The organism is Herbiconiux flava, from assembly GCF_013409865.1.
Taxonomy (GTDB): Bacteria; Actinomycetota; Actinomycetes; order Actinomycetales; family Microbacteriaceae; genus Herbiconiux; species Herbiconiux flava.
This window is the reverse complement of sequence record NZ_JACCBM010000001.1, coordinates 2562666-2578727: the sequence shown is the minus strand read 5'-3', so window position 1 is coordinate 2578727 and position 16062 is coordinate 2562666. Positions and strand designations below refer to the sequence as shown.

The window sequence follows — 16062 nt, the reverse complement described above, 5'->3', positions numbered from 1 at the left end:
CCTTCGAACCCACCCGAATCCTCGCACGCCTCGGCCGGGAGTGCAGCCTGCGAGAGTGGGGACTACTCCCCATTGCGCCGGGCGCTCAGACCAGGCAGTTGGGCCCGAGCAGCGACTTCAGCTCGCCGTAGAGGTCGGCCGTGACGCGCACCTGGTAGGGCACCTCGAACACCCGCACGTTGTCGCTCTTCATCAGCCTCAGGCGCACCTCGGTGTCGCCCGCGTGCCGGATGAGCACGTCGTTCAGCGCCTGCACCGTGTCGGTCGTCGCGCGCGTCTCGGCCAGCGAGATGTGCAGCGGCCCCGAGCCGCCGACCTGTGAGAGCGCCGGCTGGAACAGGCTGTACGCATGCAGGTTCATGCCGTCGTCGCGCATCGACACGCGCCCGCGCACCACCACGATGGCGTCGTTCGTGAGCGCCGGCCCGAACTCCTGGTAGGTCTTGCCCATGAACATCGCGGTGATCTCGCCGCCGAAGTCCTCGACGGTGATCATGCCGTACTGGTTGCCCGACTGCTTGGCCACACGGTGCTGCACGCTCGTGATCAGCCCGGCCACCGTGACCTGGTCGCCGTCGTTCACGTGGTCCGACTCGAGCAGGTCCAGGATGCTCGTCGACGCGTGCTTCGCCAGCTCCACCTCGAGGCCGGCCAGCGGGTGGTCGCTGACGTAGAGGCCGAGCATGTCCCGCTCGAACGCGAGCTTGTCGCGCTTCGCCCACTCGGGGCGCGCCGGGATGTCGTGCACCTCCTCGGGCGCGTCCCACAGCGAGTCGAAGTCGAAGCCCACCTGGCCGTTGGCCTCGTTGCGCTTCTGCGACACCGCGTTGTCGATCAGGCCCTCGTGCACCTCGATCAGCGACCGGCGGGTGTTGCCGAGCGAGTCGAACGCGCCCGCCTTGATCAGCGACTCGATGGTGCGCTTGTTCGTGGCGCCGAGCGGGATCTTCTTCAGGAAGTCGCCGAAGGAGGTGAAGGCCCCCTTCTCCTCGCGGGCCTGCTTGATCAGCTCGACGACGTTCATCCCGACGTTCCGCACCGCACCCATGCCGAAGCGGATGTCGGTGCCGACGGCGGTGAAGAAGCCGATCGACTCGTTGACGTCGGGCGGCAGCACCTTGATGCCCATCCGGCGGCACTCGGAGAGGTACATCGCCATCTTGTCCTTGGAGTCGCCGACGCTCGTGAGGAGCGCGGCCATGTACTCGGCGGGATAGTGCGTCTTGAGGTAGGCGGTCCAGTAGGAGATGACGCCGTAGGCCGCGGAGTGCGCCTTGTTGAAGGCGTAGTCGGAGAAGGGCAGCAGGATGTCCCACAGCGTCTTGACGGCGGCCTCGGAGTAGCCGTTGTCGTGCATCCCCTTCGAGAAGCCCGCGTACTGCTTGTCGAGCTCGCTCTTCTTCTTCTTGCCCATCGCGCGGCGCAGCAGGTCGGCCTGGGCGAGCGTGAAGCCCGCGAGCTTCTGCGCGATCGACATCACCTGCTCCTGGTAGACGATCAGGCCGTAGGTGCCGCCGAGCACCTCCCGCAGGGGCTCCTCGAGCTCGGGGTGGATGGGCGTGATCGGCTGGATGCCGTTCTTGCGGAGGGCGTAGTTGGTGTGCGAGTCGGCGCCCATCGGGCCCGGGCGGTACAGCGCGAGCACCGCCGAGATGTCCTCGAAGTTGTCGGGCTTCATCAGCCGGAGGAGGCCGCGCATGGGCCCGCCGTCGAGCTGGAAGACGCCGAGCGTGTCGCCGCGGGCGAGCAGTTCGTAGGAGGGCTTGTCATCGAGTGTCAGGTCTTCGAGCACCAGGTCTTCGCCGCGGTTCGCGCGGATGTTGTCGAGCGCGTCGTCGATGATCGTGAGGTTTCTGAGCCCCAGGAAGTCCATCTTGATCAGCCCGAGGGCCTCGGCGGCCGGGTAGTCGAACTGGGTGACGATCTGGCCGTCCTGCTCCCGCTTCATGATCGGGATGATGTCGATCAGGGGGTCGCTCGACATGATGACGCCGGCCGCGTGCACGCCCCACTGGCGCTTGAGGTTCTCGATGCCGAGGGCCGTGTCGAAGACGGTGCGGGCCTCCGGGTCCATCTCGATGACGTTGCGGATGTCGACGGCCTCTTTGTAGCGCGGGTGCGCCTTGTCGAAGATGCCGGAGAGCGGGATGTCCTTGCCCATGATGGGCGGCGGCATCGCCTTGGTGAGCTTCTCGCCCATGCTGAACGGGAAGCCGAGCACGCGCCCCGAGTCCTTCAGGGCCTGCTTGGCCTTGATGGTGCCGTACGTGACGATCTGCGCCACGCGCTCGTCGCCGTACTTCTCGGTGACGTACTTGATCACCTCGCCGCGACGCCGGTCGTCGAAGTCGACGTCGAAGTCGGGCATCGAGACGCGGTCGGGGTTGAGGAACCGCTCGAAGATGAGGCCGTGCACCAGCGGGTCGAGGTCGGTGATCTTCATGGCGTAGGCCGCCATCGATCCGGCGCCGGAGCCACGGCCGGGGCCGACCCGGATGCCGTTGCGCTTGGACCAGTTGATGAAGTCGGCCACGACGAGGAAGTAGCCGGGGAAGCCCATGCCCTTGATGACACCGACCTCGTAGTCGGCGCGCTCGCGCACCTCCTGGGTGACGCCGTCGGGGTAGCGCTCCTTCAGCCCCGCCTCGACCTCCTTCTCGAACCAGGTGGCCTCGGTCTCGCCCTCGGGCACCGGGTAGCGCGGCATGTAGTTGGCGTCGGTGTCGAAGGCGACCTCGCAGCGCTCGGCGATGAGCAGCGTGTTGTCGCAGGCGTCGGGGTAGTCGCGGAAGAGCTGGCGCATCTCGGCCGCCGACTTCAGGTAGAACTCGTCGGCGTCGAACTTGAAGCGGTTCGGGTCGGAGAGGGTCGAGCCCGACTGCACGCAGAGCAGGGCGGCGTGGCTCGTGGCGTCGTGGGCGTGCGTGTAGTGCAGGTCGTTGGTGGCGACGAGCTTCAGGTCGAGCTGCTTGGCGAGCCGGATCAGGTCGGGCATGATCCGGCGCTCGATCTCGAGGCCGTGGTCCATGATCTCGGCGAAGAAGTTCTCTTTCCCGAAGATGTCGCGGAAGTCCGACGCCGCCTTGACGGCCTCGTCGTACTGGCCGAGACGGAGCCTCGTCTGGATCTCGCCCGACGGGCATCCGGTCGTGGCGATGAGGCCCTTGCCGTACTGGCTGAGGAGCTCACGGTCCATGCGTGGCTTGAAGTAGTAGCCCTCGATCGACGCCTTGGAGGAGAGCCGGAAGAGGTTGTGCATGCCCTCGGTCGACTCGCTGAGCAGGGTCATGTGCGTGTACGCACCGGCACCCGAGACGTCGTCGCCTCCGCCGTTGCCCCAGCGGATGCGCGTCTTGTCGGTGCGGTGGGTGCCAGGGGTGAGGTACGCCTCGGTGCCGATGATGGGCTTGATGCCGGCCTCGGTGGCCGTCCGCCAGAAGTCGTAGGCTCCGAAGACGTTGCCGTGGTCGGTGACCGCGACGGCGGGCATCCCCTGCTCTTTAGCGGCCTCGATCAGAGGTTTCACGCGGGCCGCGCCATCCAGCATCGAGTATTCGCTGTGGACGTGCAGGTGCACGAAGGAGTCGTTCGAGGGCACTGATTCTCCGGCTGTCTCGGCGTGGGGTCCAAGTCTAAACGTCGCCCGCACCGACCCGTCGGCGTGTCGCGGAGCACTTCGCCGGCGGACTGTTGCGATATGTGACCGGCCGAGTTCGGCAGGCGCTTACCCGCTGGCTAGCCTTGCTCCGCGGCTGCCGAACGCCGCAGAAGAGGTCATCATGAAAGCCGTTCGATTCGCACTCCTGGGGGCGGCCACCGCCGCACTGCTGATCGGCACGACCGCGTGCAGCAGCGGCTCGAGCGGCAGCGAGCCCGCCGAGAGCACCGGCGCCGCCGAGAAGACCGACATCGCGATCGGCTTCAACCCCGGCCCCTACAAGGAGATGTTCGACGGCGGCATCCTGCCCATCCTGGAGTCGGAGGGCTACAGCGTCGAGGAGCAGGACTTCACCGACGGGATCGTGACGAACGTCGCCGTGTCGGAGGGCGAGATCGACGCCAACATCATCCAGCACCCGGTCTACATGGACTTCGTCAACGCGCAGGAGGGGCTCAGCAACGTGGCGCTCGTGCAGGTGCCGACCCCGCGGATGGCGCTGTTCGGCGGCAAGTCGACGTCGCTCGACGACGTGAAGCAGGGGGCGACCGTCACCGTGCCGAACGCCCCGTCGAACCTGTACCGCGGCCTGCTCATCCTGCGCGACGCCGGACTGATCGATTTCGACGACGTCGACGACCCCAACACGGCCGACCTCTCGATCATCACCGACAACCCGCACGACCTGCAGATCACCGCGATCGAGAACGCCCAGCAGGTTCCGGCGCTGCAAGACGTCGACTACGCCACCATCCAGGGCAACTTCATCATCGCCGGAGGCCTCGACTACGACGACGCCCTCGCGGTGGAGGACCAGCCGATCGAGTTCTCGAACGTGGTCACGGTGCGGGATTCCGACGTCGACTCCGACTGGGCGCAGGCGATCAAGAAGGCCTACGAGTCGCCGGAGTTCATCGACTACGTCACCTCCGACCCGCAGTACGACGGGTACAACCTGCCCGAATGGTTCAATTGAGCGGATCGCAGGCGGGCCCCGAGGGCGGCATCGTCTTCGAGGGCGTGTCGAAGAGCTTCTCCCCCGACCGGAGGACGACGACCTCCGCGCTCCGCGATGTGCAACTGGAGGTGCCGCCCGGCACCGTGTTCGGTGTGATCGGCTACAGCGGCGCCGGCAAGTCGACGCTCATCCGTCTCGTCAACGGCCTGGAACGGCCGAGCTCGGGCCGGGTGCTGGTCGACGGCGTCGACATGGGCGCCCTGCGCGGCCGGCAGCTGCGCACCGCCCAGAAGCGCACCGGGATGATCTTCCAGCAGTTCAACCTGCTCGACACCGTGCGCGTGCGCGACAACGTCGCCATGCCGCTGCGGCTCGACGGCGTCAAGGCCGACCAGGCCCGCGCCCGGGCCGAGGAGGTGCTCGACTTCGTCGGCCTCTCGGGCAAGGCGGGAAGCTTCGCGGGAGAACTCTCGGGCGGGCAGAAGCAGCGGGTGGGCATCGCCCGGGCACTCGTGCGGAACCCGCGCATCCTGCTCTCAGACGAGGCGACCAGCGCCCTCGACCCGACGACGACGGCACAGATCATCGAGCTGCTGCGGAACGTCAACCGCGAGTACGGCACGACGGTGCTCGTGGTCACCCACGAGATGGACGTCATCAAGGACCTCGCCGACCAGGTGGCCGTGATGGCCGACGGCGAGATCGTCGAGCAGGGGCCGGTGCTCGACACCTTCCTGCGGCCGCGTTCGCCGATCACCCGCGACTTCGTCACCACCGTCGTGCCGCAGGGGCTGCCGGCGCGCGTGGTCGAGCACCTCGGCTCGGAGGGGCTGTGGCGGATGCTCCTCGTCGACGACGAGGTGACCCAGCCGCTGCTCTCCGACCTCATCACCGGCTTCGGCGTCGCGGTGAACATGCTGCACGCCGACATGACCTCCATCCAGGAGCACACCGTCGGTCAGATGATCGTCAAGGTGACCGGCCCCGCCGAGAAGGTCGCGGCCGCCCGCGCCTACCTCGCCGAGCGGGTCGTGCAGATCGAGGAGGTGCACGCGTGAACGACGAGAAGTGGACGCTGATCACCCCCGAGCTGTTCCTCAAAGCGCTCGGCGAGACCCTGCAGATGCTGGGCGTCTCGCTCGTGCTCGGCTCGGTTCTCGGTGTGATCATCGGGGCCGTGCTCGCGCTCACCCGCGCGGGCGGGGTGCTCGAGAACCGGCCGATCAGCCTCGGGCTCGCCGTCGTGGTGAACCTCATCCGCTCGCTTCCGTTCATCATCCTGCTCGTCGCCATCCTCCCGTTCACGCGCCTGCTGGTGGGCACCAGCATCGGCGTCTGGGCAGCCATCGTGCCCCTCACGGTGATGATCGCGCCCTACATCGGACGACTTGTGGAGAACTCGCTGCTCGAGGTCCCCCGTGGAGTGATCGAGGCCGCGCGCTCGATGGGCGCCTCACCGCTGCAGGTGTTCTGGCGGTTCATGCTGCCCGAGGCGCGCGGCTCGCTCATCCTGGCGGTCACGATCGCGTCGGTCGGCCTGCTCGACGCGACGGCGATGGCCGGCACCGTGGGCGCGGGCGGCATCGGCGACCTGGCCCTCTCCTACGGCTACCAGCGCTACGACGGCTTCGCGATGGTGATCACGGTGGTGACGCTGATCGTGCTGGTGCAGGGCATCCAACTGCTCGGCACCGTCGTCGCGCGCCGTTACCGGAGGCGGTGAGCATGGTCGACTTCGAGCCGGCGGCACGGGTCAGAGCGCTGCCCGCGAATTTCTGGGGCGAGATGGACCGGGAGATCCTCCGGCTCACTGCCGAGCCCGGGCCGCGGATGATCGACGTCTCCAAGGGCAATCCCGACCTCCCGACGCCCGAGCACATCGTCGCCGCGATGCAGCACGAGGTCGCGCGACCGATCAACCACCGCTACCCCGCGTACCGGGCGCGGGAGTCCTTCCGGCACGCGGTGGCGCGGCGCTACCTCGACGACCACGGCGTGAGGATCGATCCGGAGGCGGAGGTCGCGGTCTTCCACGGGTCGCACGAGGCCGTCATGGCGGCCGTCCTCTCCCGCGTCGACCCCGGGAAGACGCTCGTGCTGCCCGACCCCGGGTACCCGATGTACGCGTCCGCGGCCGAGCTCGCGGGCGGGCGGATCGTTCCGCTGCCGCTCGTCGAGCCGGCCTACCAGCCCGACTTCGCCGCGGTCGCCGATCTCGAGCGCGCGGCCCTGCTGATGCTGAACTACCCGAACAACCCCACGGGCGCGCTCGCGACCCGGGGCGCGTTCGAGGAGGCCGTCGCGTTCTCGCTGCGCACCGGCGCCGCCTTCGTGCACGACTTCGCCTACGCGTCGCTCGGCTACGACGGCCGCCGGCCCCTCTCGGCGCTCGCGGTCGACGTCGGCCACACGGTCACGGTCGAGACGCAGACGCTCTCGAAGACCTACAGCATGGCCGGCTGGCGGGTGGGCTTCGCGGCGGGTAACGCCTCACTGATCGCGGCCATGCGGCACTACCAGGCCGCCGCGTTCAGCACGATGTTCGGGGCCTCGCAGGAGGCGGCCGCCGCCGCGCTCGCCGGCTCGCAGGAAGCCGCCCAGGAGCTCATCGGCGTCTATCAGCGACGGCGCGACCTCGTGGTCGAGGGCCTCCGGAGGATCGGTTGGGATGTTCAGGCTCCGGCGGGTACGTTCTTCGTGTGGGTGCGCCTCCCGGCGGCCACGGGCGAGGCTCCCGACGCGGTCGCCTTCGCCGACCGGCTCCGCACCGAGGAGAGGATCGCCGTCGCCCCGGGTGACGGCTTCGGCCCCCGGGGCGCCGGGCACATCCGCATCGGACTCGTCACCGACGACCGCACACTGCACGAGATGATCGAACGCCTCGACGCGTTCACGAGGAGGACCTGATGGCTGAGATCGAGAGCTTCACCCTGGACCACACCGCCGTGCTGGCGCCGTACGTGCGCCGCATCGGCGTCGAGCACGGACCGGGCGGCGGAACCATCACGAACTTCGACGTGCGACTGACGCAGCCGAACGTGCAGGAGATCCCCACCGCGGGCATCCACACCCTCGAGCACATGCTCGCCGGGCTGCTGCGCGACCGCATCGACGGGGTGATCGACATCTCCCCGTTCGGCTGCCGCACCGGCTTCCACCTGCTGATGTGGGGCGAGCCCGAGGTGGCCGACGTGGTCGCGGCGCTGACGTCGAGCCTGCGGTTCATCGCCGACGAGGCCGTCGAGTCGGACATCCCGGCGGTGTCCGCCCTCGAGTGCGGCAACTACCGCGACCACTCGCTGCACACGGCGCGGGAGTGGGCGAAGGTCGTGCTGGACGCGGGCATCAGCCTCGACGCGTTCCGCCGCGTCGGGGTCTAGACCCGGCACGGGAGCTCAGCGGGCGCCCGGCCGACGGGCCGTCGCCGGTCGCTCCGGCGCGCGCCGCCCGCCTGCTACTTCCAGGGGCTGTCGTCGCGCCAGGGGGCGAGGTCGACCTCGTTGCCCTCGGGGTCGGCGAGCGTCCACCACTCCGGGGCGTTCTCGTCGTTCACGACGCGGCCTCCGGCGGCGAGGGCGGCCGCGAGGCGCTCCTCGACGACGTCGGTGGGCACGTAGAGGTCGAGGTGCACCGTGTTGCGCTCCGGACGCGCGGCGTCGATCTGCTGGACCCAGACGTTGGGGAGGACCCCCAGCGGGTCGCTGAGATCGGCGTCGTCGACCGGATCGTGGCCGAGCACCGCCTGCCAGAACCGCCGCACCGCCGCCACGTCGACGGCGTCGATCGCGATCTGCAGGCTCTGCACGGCCGAGGGGTCGGCGGCGAGGCCCTGCTCGGCAGCCGCGGCGGAAATCGCGCGGGCCAGCGCCAAGTCGCGCCGGCTGATGTCTCCGACGTCGTGGCTGATCAGCCGCACCGCGACGGCGCCGTAGCGCAGGTCGATGTCGGGGTGGTGATCGGCCGCGTCGGCCAGCTCGGCGATCGCCGCCACCAGGGCGGCACCGCGCGTGAACGAGCCGGTGCGGAAGAGAGCTCGGGCGCCGTCGCCGACCACCCGCCAGTCCCCCGTGCCCTCGGACTGCCGGAACTCACGCGGGGAGATCGCATCGCTCATGGTCCCGTTCTACCGCGCCGCCGACTGGGAGCGGAAGGGGCTGCCGCGGATCAGGCGCTGCCGAAGCGGACGGGGCCGCCCGACTCGATCGGGGGCCCCGCAGTCGCTCGGCGCCGGGAGCGCTCAGCGGGTGAGCGTCTTCCGCGGCTCGTCGGCGGAACGCGCATCCGCCCCCGAGCTCTGCACCGCGATCGTGCGCGGCTTCGCGCGCTCGCTGACCGGGCTGACGACGCTCAGCACGCCGTTGTCGTAGCTCGCCGAGATGCCGGCCGTGCGCCGAGGGGCCCCGCGGCGGTTCCGCGGGGCCCCTCGGCGTCAGGCCCGGAAGACGGTCGGAAGTCGACTCAGAGGCCCAGCTCCTGCGCCGTGTAGAAGCCGCTGTCGACGAGGACCTCCTGCACGTTGTCCTTCGTGACGTTCACCACGGGCGAGAGCTTCGTGGGCACATCGATCGAGTTGTTGTCGGTCGTCGTGTCGGGCTCCGGCCAGTCCCCGCCGTCGAGCACGTCGGACACGATCGTGACCGCGCCGTCGGCCAGGGTGATCACGTCGATCCACGCGGAGCTGTACTGCTCCCCCGCCAGGATCGATTTGATGGAGTCGAGCTCACCGTCACCACCCGGGAGGATCGGCCAGGCCTCGGTGCCGGGCTGGATGCCCGACGATTTGAGCGCGGCGATCACACCGCGGGTCATGCCATCGAACGGCACCCAGACGGCGTCGAGCTTCGTGCCGTCGGAGTAGGTCGAGGTGATGATGTTCTCCATCCGGCTCTGCGCCCCCTCACCCGTCCAGTTGAGCGTGGAGGACTGATCGAAGGTGCTCTGCCCCGACGGGATCTCCAGCACACCCTCGTCGACATAGGGCTGCAGGGTCTCCTCGTAGCCGGCCCACATGTCGTAGGCGACCGAGTCGGTCGGGCTGCCGTTGACGATCTCGATCGTGAACGGACCCTTCTCGCCAGTCGGGTTGCCGTCCGCATCCTCGACACCCAGAGCCGAGAGGATGGAGTGGCCGCTGGCCGCACCGTAGGCCTTGTAGTCGAAGGTCGTGTAGTAGTCGACCGCCTCCGTGTCCGACAGCAACCGCGTGTAGGAGAGGATCGGGATGTCCGCGGCCTTCGCATCGGCGAGCGGACCCCCGAGCGACTGCACGTCGACGGCCACGACGATCAGCGCGTTGACGCCCTGCGTGATCATGTCCTCCATCTGCTGCACCTGCGTGGGCGCGTCGTCGTTGGCGAACTGCACCGCGGTGTCGTACCCGCGCTCCTTGAAGCCCTCGGTCATCGTCTCCGCCTCGATCTGCCAGCGCACGCTCTGCACGCCGGGCATCAGGATGCCCACGGTGCCGCCGGCGCCGCCGCCCGCTCCGCCGTCGTCGGCGCTGCAGCCGGTCAGCCCGACGGCGACCGTGGCGGTCGCCACCGCCAGCCCCAGGATCGCCCTGATCGTGGATCGCCGTCCACCTGATGTCTTCGCCATGATGCTGTCCTCGTCTCTCTCTCGGTAAGGGTGTGTTCGGCCTGCTCGAACCGTCTCAGCGACGGGTGCGACGGCCCTTGTTCCAGATGTCGAAGGCGACGAACAGCAGCACGACGACGCCGAGCACCGTCTGCTGCCACTGCGTGCCGAGCCCCATGATCGACATGCCGTTGTTGATGATGCCGATGGTGAGTCCACCGACGAGCGCTCCCGCGATCGACCCGGTCCCGCCGGCCACCGCGGCCCCTCCCACGAAGGCAGCGGCGATCGCCTCGAGCTCGAGCCCGGTTCCGCCGCCGGAGGTCGCGAGATTGAGCCGGGCGGTGATGATGACACCCGCGAGCGCGGCGAGAACGCCCATGTTGACGAACAGGAAGAAGTCGATCCGGCGATCCTTCACCCCCGACAGCTGTGCGGTCTGACGGTTGCTGCCGACGGCGTAGATGTGGCGGCCGATCACCGTCCTCGTCATCAGGACCGTGTATCCCACACCGAGCACGACGAGGATGATGAGCACCACGGGCAGCCCGCGGAAGCTGGCCAGGGAGTAGCTGAGCCAGAGGATGGCCGCCGACACGACGACGAGCCCGGCGATGAAGGAGATGAGGTTGCCCGGCTTCTCGCCGTGCCGCACCGTGCGGCGACGCGAGACGACCTGCCAGCCGACGATGCCGGCGACGATGAGCACGCCGATCCCCAGCGTGAGCAGGTCGGGGCCCGACTCCGCCCCGGTGCTGACGTAGCCGGCCCCCAGGAAGACGAACGGCTCCGGCAGGTTGCCGATGTTCCTCGCACCGATGAGCGCGATGGTCAGCCCACGGAAGATGAGCATCCCGGCCAGCGTGACGATGAACGAGGGCACCTTCGCGTAGGCGACCCAGAAGCCCTGGAAGGCGCCGGCCAGGCCGCCGACCACGAGACTGAGGATCAGGGCGATCCACCACGGCACCTGGAACTGCACCATCAGGATCGCCGCCGCCGCGCCCGCGAATCCGGCGATGGAACCCACCGACAGGTCGATGTGTCCGCCGATGATCACCATCACCATGCCGATCGCGAGGATCAGGATGTACCCGTTCTGCACCACCAGGTTGGAGATGTTCTGATCGCGCAGCAGGATGCCCTTCGTGGTGAACGCGAACACCACCACGACGAGCACCAGGGCGACGGCCATGCTGTACCGGTTGAGGAAGCGGGCTCCCCGCGCGGAGAACGTCTCCCGAACGCGAGGCGGCTTCGGCCTCGTCGTCGTCTGGCTACTGGTCATCGGTCTTCCTCTCGAGGGTCATGAGCTCCATGAGCTTCTCGGGCGTCGCACGATCGATCGGCAGTTCGCCGGTGATCTCGCCCTCGTGCATGGCGACGATGCGGTCGCACATGCCCAGCAGCTCGGGGAGTTCGGACGAGATGAACACGACCGACTTCCCGCTCGCGGCGAGCTCCTGGATGATCGTGTAGATCTCGAACTTGGCTCCGACGTCGATGCCCCGCGTCGGCTCGTCGAGGATGAGCACGCGAGGATCGGTGAAGATCCACCGGCTCAGCACGACCTTCTGCTGATTGCCGCCCGACAGCTGCCCGACGGGCGCGAAGATCGACGGCGTCTTGATGCGCATCGACTCCCTGAACCGGTTCGCGGCCCCGATCTCCGCGTCCTCGTCGACGAAGCCCCGGCGCCGCAGGCGCGGGAGGCTCGGCAAGGCGATGTTCTGCACGACGTCGTCGTCGAGGTGGAGGCCGAGGGTCTTGCGGTCCTCGGTCACGTAGGCGATCCCCGCCGAGATCGCCTTGCTGACGGTGGAGACGTCGCGCCTCACACCGTCGACGTAGATGTCGCCCGAGAATCCGGCGCCGTACGACTGGCCGAAGACGCTCAGCGCGAGCTCGGTGCGCCCGGCGCCCATGAGGCCGCAGACACCGACGATCTCGCCGGCCCGGGCGACCAGGTTCGCGTTCCGCACGCGTGCCCGGGACGGGTCGGCCACGTCCTGCACCGTCCAGGACTCGACGCGGAGCACCTCCTCGCCGATGGTCTTCGCGACCCGCTCGGGGAAGAGGTGGTTGAGCTCTCGCCCGACCATGCCCCGGATGATCCGGGCCTGGGTGATCTCGGCCTTGGGCAGCGTCTCCACCACGGCCCCGTCGCGGATCACGGTGACACGGTCGGCGATCCGCTCGATCTCGTTCAGTTTGTGGCTGATGATGATGGATGCGATGCCGCGCTGCTTCAGATCGGCGATGAGTCCGAGCAGGTGCTCGGACTCCTCGTCGGTGAGAGCGGACGTCGGTTCGTCGAGGATCAGGATGCGCACGTCCTTGCTGAACGCCTTCGCGATCTCGACCAGCTGCTGCTTGCCGACGCTGAGATCGGAGACGAGGGTGGACGGGTTCTCATCGAGTCCCACCGTCGCGAGCAGTTCCGCCGCCCGGCGCCTGGTCTCCTCCCAGTCGATCAAGCCGAGACGACCACGCACCTCGTTGCCCAGATAGATGTTCTCGGCGATCGACATCGTCGAGGTCAGCGCGAGCTCCTGGTGGATGATCACGATGCCGCGTCGCTCGCTCTGCGCGACCCCGGTCATCTCCACGGGCTCGCCGTCGAGGCGGATCTCACCACTGAAGCTGCCGTGGGGATAGACCCCGCTGAGCACCTTCATCAGCGTCGACTTGCCCGCGCCGTTCTCGCCGCAGACGGCGAGCACCTCGTTCGGGCGGAGATCGATGCTCACACCGTCGAGAGCCTTCACACCCTGGAAGTCCTTGGTGATACCGCGCATCTCGAGTAGATCTGTTGGCGCCATTGCCGCTGCTTCCCCCGGGATCTGTCCCGTATCTGTGAACACGAACAGCTCTACTGAACACAGGACGACTCGAGATGTCAACCTGTTCATTGCCACTTGACGCCCTGTGGCATGCTGGAACGTGGACGGTGCTGTCGGGCATCCGTCGACGCCCATCCCGATCGAGGAGGATCACATGACCGAAGCCACACGCACCGCCGTCATCACGGGAGCGGCCGGCGGGATCGGACGGGCGATCGCCGTCGGGTTCGCCCGCCGCGGGACCTCGGTCGTGATAGCCGACATCCGGCCCGACGCGGCCGAGCGCACCGCGATGGAGATCGCTGACGAGTTCGGCGTCGAGGCACTCGGGCTCGCCGCCGACGTCACCGACTCCTCGTCGGTGGCGCAACTGGCGCGGGCGTCCCTCGAGCGATTCTCGCGGGTCGACCACCTCGTCAACTGCGCGGGGATGTCGCTGAACGGTCCGAGCATCGAGCACTCGGACGAGGCGTGGACGAAGGTGCTCGACCTCAATCTCTCCGGCACCTTCTACGTCTGCCGCGAGTTCGCGCCCGCGCTGATCGAGACGGAGGGCACGATCGTCAACATCTCCTCGATCGCCGCCTTCTCGGCGACCCGGCCCGAGGTGCACGTGGGCTACGACGCGACCAAGGCTGCTATCGCCGCCCTCACCCGCACGCTCGCCGTCGAGTGGGCACCGCACGGCGTCCGCGTGAACGCCGTGGCGCCCGGCTACACGAACACCGAGCTGCTGAAGGACGTCGGTTCGGCCGATCCCGCGACGATGGATGCCTGGATCGCTCAGACGCCGCAGCGGCGACTGATGGAGCCGGCAGACATCGCCGAGGTCGTGGTGTTCCTGTCGTCGCCCGAGTCAAGGGCGATCACCGCGCAGACGATCCTGGCCGACGGCGGTTACACGGCGGCGAAATAGGGAACCTGCACCGGCGGCATCCACGCCGCCGGTGCCGGTTCAGCGCCAGCCGAGGGCCGGGGCCACCTCCGTGAGGATCGCGTCGATCACGTGCGCGTTGTACTCGACGCCGAGCTGGTTCGGCACGGTGAGCAGCAGGGTGTCGGCCTCGGCGATGGCCTCGTCCTTCGCGAGCTGCTCCACGAGGCGCTCCGGCTCGGCGGCGTAGCTGCGGCCGAAGATGGCGCGCATGCTGGCATCGATGTTGCCGATCTGGTCCTCGCTGTCGCCCCCGCCACCGAAGTAGGCGCGATCGAGGTCGTTCGTGATGGCGAAGATGCTGCGGCTGACCGAGACCCTGGGCTGGAAGTCGTGGCCCGCATCCGCCCACGCCGCCCGGAACTCGCGGATCTGCTCGGCCTGCTGCACGTGGAACGGCTGACCCGTCTCGTCGACCTTGAGGGTCGAGGACTGCAGGTTCATACCGAGCTCGGCGGCCCAGCGCGCGGTCGCGTTCGACGCCGCGCCCCACCAGATGCGCTCGCGGAGACCCTCGGAGTGCGGCTCGAGGCGCAGCAGCCCCGGCGGGTTCGGGAACATCGGCCGCGGGTTCGGCTCGGCGAAGCCCTCGCCCTTCAGCACCTCGAGGAAGACCCGGGTGTGCTCGCGGGCGAGGTCGGCGTCGTCCTGACCGTCACCGGGCCGGTAACCGAAGTAGCGGTAGCCCTCGATGACCTGCTCAGGTGATCCCCGGCTGATGCCGAGCTGCAGTCGACCGCCCGAGATGAGGTCGGCCGAACCCGCGTCCTCCGCCATGTAGAAGGGGTTCTCGTAGCGCATGTCGATCACGCCGGTGCCGATCTCGATGGTCGAGGTGCGGGCGCCGACCGCGGCGAGCAGCGGGAACGGCGAGGCGAGCTGGCGGGCGAAGTGGTGCACGCGGAAGTAGGCGCCATCGGCCCCCAGCTCCTCGGCCGCCACAGCCAGGTCGATCGACTGCAGCAGCACGTCGGCGGCGCTGCGGGTCTTCGACTGGGGCAACGGCGTCCAGTGCCCGAAGGAGAGGAAGCCGATGTTCTTGCGGTTCTGTGCGGTCACGGGGTGTGCAACAGCGACGAGCGGATGCGCATTCCGCCCGGCCCGGACGGCTGCCGTCTCACGGCCGGCGCTCCACCTCGCCCCAATGGCTGCGCAGGGACGAGCCCACGAAGATGTTGACGAGCAGCGGGATGACGCCGAACGCGATCAGGCCGGGCAGCCACAGCTCGGTCGCCCGGAAGACGAGCAGCGCGAGCACGGCCAGCACGGCGCCGCCGACCGAGGCGAGGATGGCGTTCCGGCGCGTCGCGGCCGACCAGCGGTCGCCGATGCCGATCATCACGAGGCCGGCGATCCAGCCGACGACGGGCACGAGGTACCAGCCGACCGTGAGCACGATCGCTGTCAGGGTCGGGTAGGTCCTCGAGACCGGCAGCAGCTCGGGCGCCGTGCGGTTCTCGGCGACGGCGTCGGCGGCTATCGCGCGGGGATCGCCGAGAGCGGCGATCCGCACACTGCTCTGCGCCTCGTCGAGCCCGCTCAGCTCGCTCTCGATGTCGCCCACGATCTCCGCGCGGAGCGGGGCGGGCGCCGTGGCCAGCGCGGTCTCCAGCTCGCGGAGGTAGCGGCGTGCAGCACCGCTCAGGGGCTCGGTGGTGCTCGTCATGATCGTCCTTCGGTCGTGGTCTGTTCAGTGGGGGTGGATTCAGGGGAGATCACCGCGTCGACGGCGGCTGCGAACGGCTGCCACTGCCGGCGGAAGACGTCGAGCTGGGCCTCCCCCGCCGCGGTGAGCGTGTAGTACTTGCGCGGCCGGGCGGAGTCGGGCGAATCGGCATGACTGACGATGAGGCCCTGAGCCCGAAGGCGCGCGAGCAGCGGATAGAGCGTGCCGATGCTGCCGATCAGGCCGAGCGAGGTGAGCCGCTCGGAGATCTTCCAGCCGTACGCGGGCGCCTGCTGGAGGAGGCCGAGCACGCAGTACTCGACGACCCCTTTCCTCAGCTGGGCTCCCACATCACTTGTCATGCATCACATCATATGCGGCCATGCATTACTCGAGCTCGGAATTCGCTGTTGACCCCGCACTTGT

The 16062-nt window shown here is 68.7% G+C and carries 15 protein-coding genes; 7 read left to right on the top strand and 8 right to left on the bottom strand.

Annotated elements, in window-relative coordinates:
• Nucleotides 1-85: 85 nt before the first annotated feature.
• A complete protein-coding gene (gene dnaE / locus BJ984_RS12370) occupies nt 86-3547 on the bottom strand; it encodes a DNA polymerase III subunit alpha (protein WP_218870391.1) in 3462 nt (1153 codons plus the stop codon).
• Nucleotides 3548-3779: 232 nt separating this feature from the next.
• Between dnaE and BJ984_RS12365 the strand changes: the two genes are divergently transcribed.
• From BJ984_RS12365 to BJ984_RS12345, 5 genes are read left to right on the top strand one after another with little or no spacing between them, the layout of a single operon-like run.
• On the top strand, nt 3780-4634 hold the full coding sequence (locus tag BJ984_RS12365) for a MetQ/NlpA family ABC transporter substrate-binding protein (RefSeq protein WP_179548283.1): 855 nt from the start codon (nt 3780-3782) through the stop codon (nt 4632-4634).
• Nucleotides 4631-5674, top strand: a complete 1044-nt coding sequence (locus BJ984_RS12360) for a methionine ABC transporter ATP-binding protein (RefSeq protein ID WP_218870063.1) — start codon at nt 4631-4633, stop codon at nt 5672-5674. Before BJ984_RS12365 ends, BJ984_RS12360 begins: the two co-directional genes overlap by 4 nt.
• A complete protein-coding gene (locus BJ984_RS12355) occupies nt 5671-6339 on the top strand; it encodes a methionine ABC transporter permease (RefSeq protein ID WP_216851405.1) in 669 nt (222 codons plus the stop codon). The genes BJ984_RS12360 and BJ984_RS12355 overlap by 4 nt, the downstream gene beginning before the upstream one ends.
• 2 nt (nt 6340-6341) lie before the next feature.
• On the top strand, nt 6342-7523 hold the full coding sequence (locus BJ984_RS12350) for an aminotransferase class I/II-fold pyridoxal phosphate-dependent enzyme (RefSeq protein WP_179548281.1): 1182 nt from the start codon (nt 6342-6344) through the stop codon (nt 7521-7523).
• Nucleotides 7523-7996 carry an S-ribosylhomocysteine lyase gene (locus BJ984_RS12345; protein WP_179548280.1) on the top strand — a complete coding sequence of 158 codons (474 nt, stop codon included), beginning with the start codon at nt 7523-7525 and terminating at the stop codon, nt 7994-7996. The genes BJ984_RS12350 and BJ984_RS12345 overlap by 1 nt, the downstream gene beginning before the upstream one ends.
• Nucleotides 7997-8070: 74 nt before the next feature.
• Here the strand turns inward: BJ984_RS12345 and BJ984_RS12340 are convergent, their stop codons facing one another.
• Entirely contained in the window at nt 8071-8730 is a 660-nt protein-coding gene (locus BJ984_RS12340) for a VOC family protein (RefSeq protein ID WP_179548279.1), read from the bottom strand.
• A 130-nt stretch (nt 8731-8860) separates the two neighbouring features.
• On the opposite strand from BJ984_RS12340, the gene BJ984_RS18955 reads away from it, so the two are divergent.
• Nucleotides 8861-8983, top strand: coding sequence for a hypothetical protein (locus BJ984_RS18955; protein WP_271206571.1), 123 nt, complete (start codon nt 8861-8863; stop codon nt 8981-8983).
• 91 nt (nt 8984-9074) lie between these two features.
• Here the strand turns inward: BJ984_RS18955 and BJ984_RS12335 are convergent, their stop codons facing one another.
• From BJ984_RS12335 to BJ984_RS12325, 3 genes are read right to left on the bottom strand one after another with little or no spacing between them, the layout of a single operon-like run.
• Nucleotides 9075-10214 carry a substrate-binding domain-containing protein gene (locus BJ984_RS12335; RefSeq protein WP_179548278.1) on the bottom strand — a complete coding sequence of 380 codons (1140 nt, stop codon included), beginning with the start codon at nt 10212-10214 and terminating at the stop codon, nt 9075-9077.
• Between the two features lie 55 nt (nt 10215-10269).
• Nucleotides 10270-11481: a multiple monosaccharide ABC transporter permease gene (gene mmsB, locus BJ984_RS12330; protein ID WP_179548277.1), complete on the bottom strand. Its 1212-nt coding sequence runs from the start codon at nt 11479-11481 to the stop codon at nt 10270-10272.
• On the bottom strand, nt 11471-12991 hold the full coding sequence (locus BJ984_RS12325; protein WP_271206572.1) for an ATP-binding cassette domain-containing protein: 1521 nt from the start codon (nt 12989-12991) through the stop codon (nt 11471-11473). Before BJ984_RS12325 ends, mmsB begins: the two co-directional genes overlap by 11 nt.
• A gap of 199 nt (nt 12992-13190) precedes the next feature.
• Here BJ984_RS12325 and BJ984_RS12320 point away from each other — a divergent pair, with 199 nt between their 5' ends.
• Nucleotides 13191-13952 (top strand): SDR family NAD(P)-dependent oxidoreductase, encoded by a 762-nt coding sequence (locus tag BJ984_RS12320; RefSeq protein ID WP_179548275.1) that lies wholly within the window; start codon nt 13191-13193, stop codon nt 13950-13952.
• Nucleotides 13953-13991: 39 nt separating this feature from the next.
• On the opposite strand, the gene BJ984_RS12315 is transcribed toward BJ984_RS12320, so the two are convergent.
• From BJ984_RS12315 to BJ984_RS12305, 3 genes are read right to left on the bottom strand one after another with little or no spacing between them, the layout of a single operon-like run.
• Complete coding sequence (locus BJ984_RS12315; RefSeq protein ID WP_271206573.1) at nt 13992-15029, bottom strand: LLM class flavin-dependent oxidoreductase; 1038 nt, start codon at nt 15027-15029, stop codon at nt 13992-13994.
• Between the two features lie 58 nt (nt 15030-15087).
• Entirely contained in the window at nt 15088-15636 is a 549-nt protein-coding gene (locus tag BJ984_RS12310; RefSeq protein WP_179548274.1) for an HAAS signaling domain-containing protein, read from the bottom strand.
• Complete coding sequence (locus BJ984_RS12305; protein ID WP_179548273.1) at nt 15633-15998, bottom strand: PadR family transcriptional regulator; 366 nt, start codon at nt 15996-15998, stop codon at nt 15633-15635. The genes BJ984_RS12310 and BJ984_RS12305 overlap by 4 nt, the downstream gene beginning before the upstream one ends.
• Nucleotides 15999-16062: the final 64 nt, after the last annotated feature.

Coding starts and splice junctions, on each gene's coding strand:
- dnaE (WP_218870391.1), bottom strand. CDS start 3,547: ATGCTGGATGGCGCGGCCCGCGTGAAACCTCTGATCGAGGCCGCTAAA.
- BJ984_RS12365 (WP_179548283.1), top strand. CDS start 3,780: ATGAAAGCCGTTCGATTCGCACTCCTGGGGGCGGCCACCGCCGCACTG.
- BJ984_RS12350 (WP_179548281.1), top strand. CDS start 6,342: ATGGTCGACTTCGAGCCGGCGGCACGGGTCAGAGCGCTGCCCGCGAAT.
- BJ984_RS12345 (WP_179548280.1), top strand. CDS start 7,523: ATGGCTGAGATCGAGAGCTTCACCCTGGACCACACCGCCGTGCTGGCG.
- BJ984_RS12340 (WP_179548279.1), bottom strand. CDS start 8,730: ATGAGCGATGCGATCTCCCCGCGTGAGTTCCGGCAGTCCGAGGGCACG.
- BJ984_RS12335 (WP_179548278.1), bottom strand. CDS start 10,214: ATGGCGAAGACATCAGGTGGACGGCGATCCACGATCAGGGCGATCCTG.
- mmsB (WP_179548277.1), bottom strand. CDS start 11,481: ATGACCAGTAGCCAGACGACGACGAGGCCGAAGCCGCCTCGCGTTCGG.
- BJ984_RS12325 (WP_271206572.1), bottom strand. CDS start 12,991: ATGCGCGGTATCACCAAGGACTTCCAGGGTGTGAAGGCTCTCGACGGT.
- BJ984_RS12320 (WP_179548275.1), top strand. CDS start 13,191: ATGACCGAAGCCACACGCACCGCCGTCATCACGGGAGCGGCCGGCGGG.
- BJ984_RS12310 (WP_179548274.1), bottom strand. CDS start 15,636: ATGACGAGCACCACCGAGCCCCTGAGCGGTGCTGCACGCCGCTACCTC.
- BJ984_RS12305 (WP_179548273.1), bottom strand. CDS start 15,998: ATGACAAGTGATGTGGGAGCCCAGCTGAGGAAAGGGGTCGTCGAGTAC.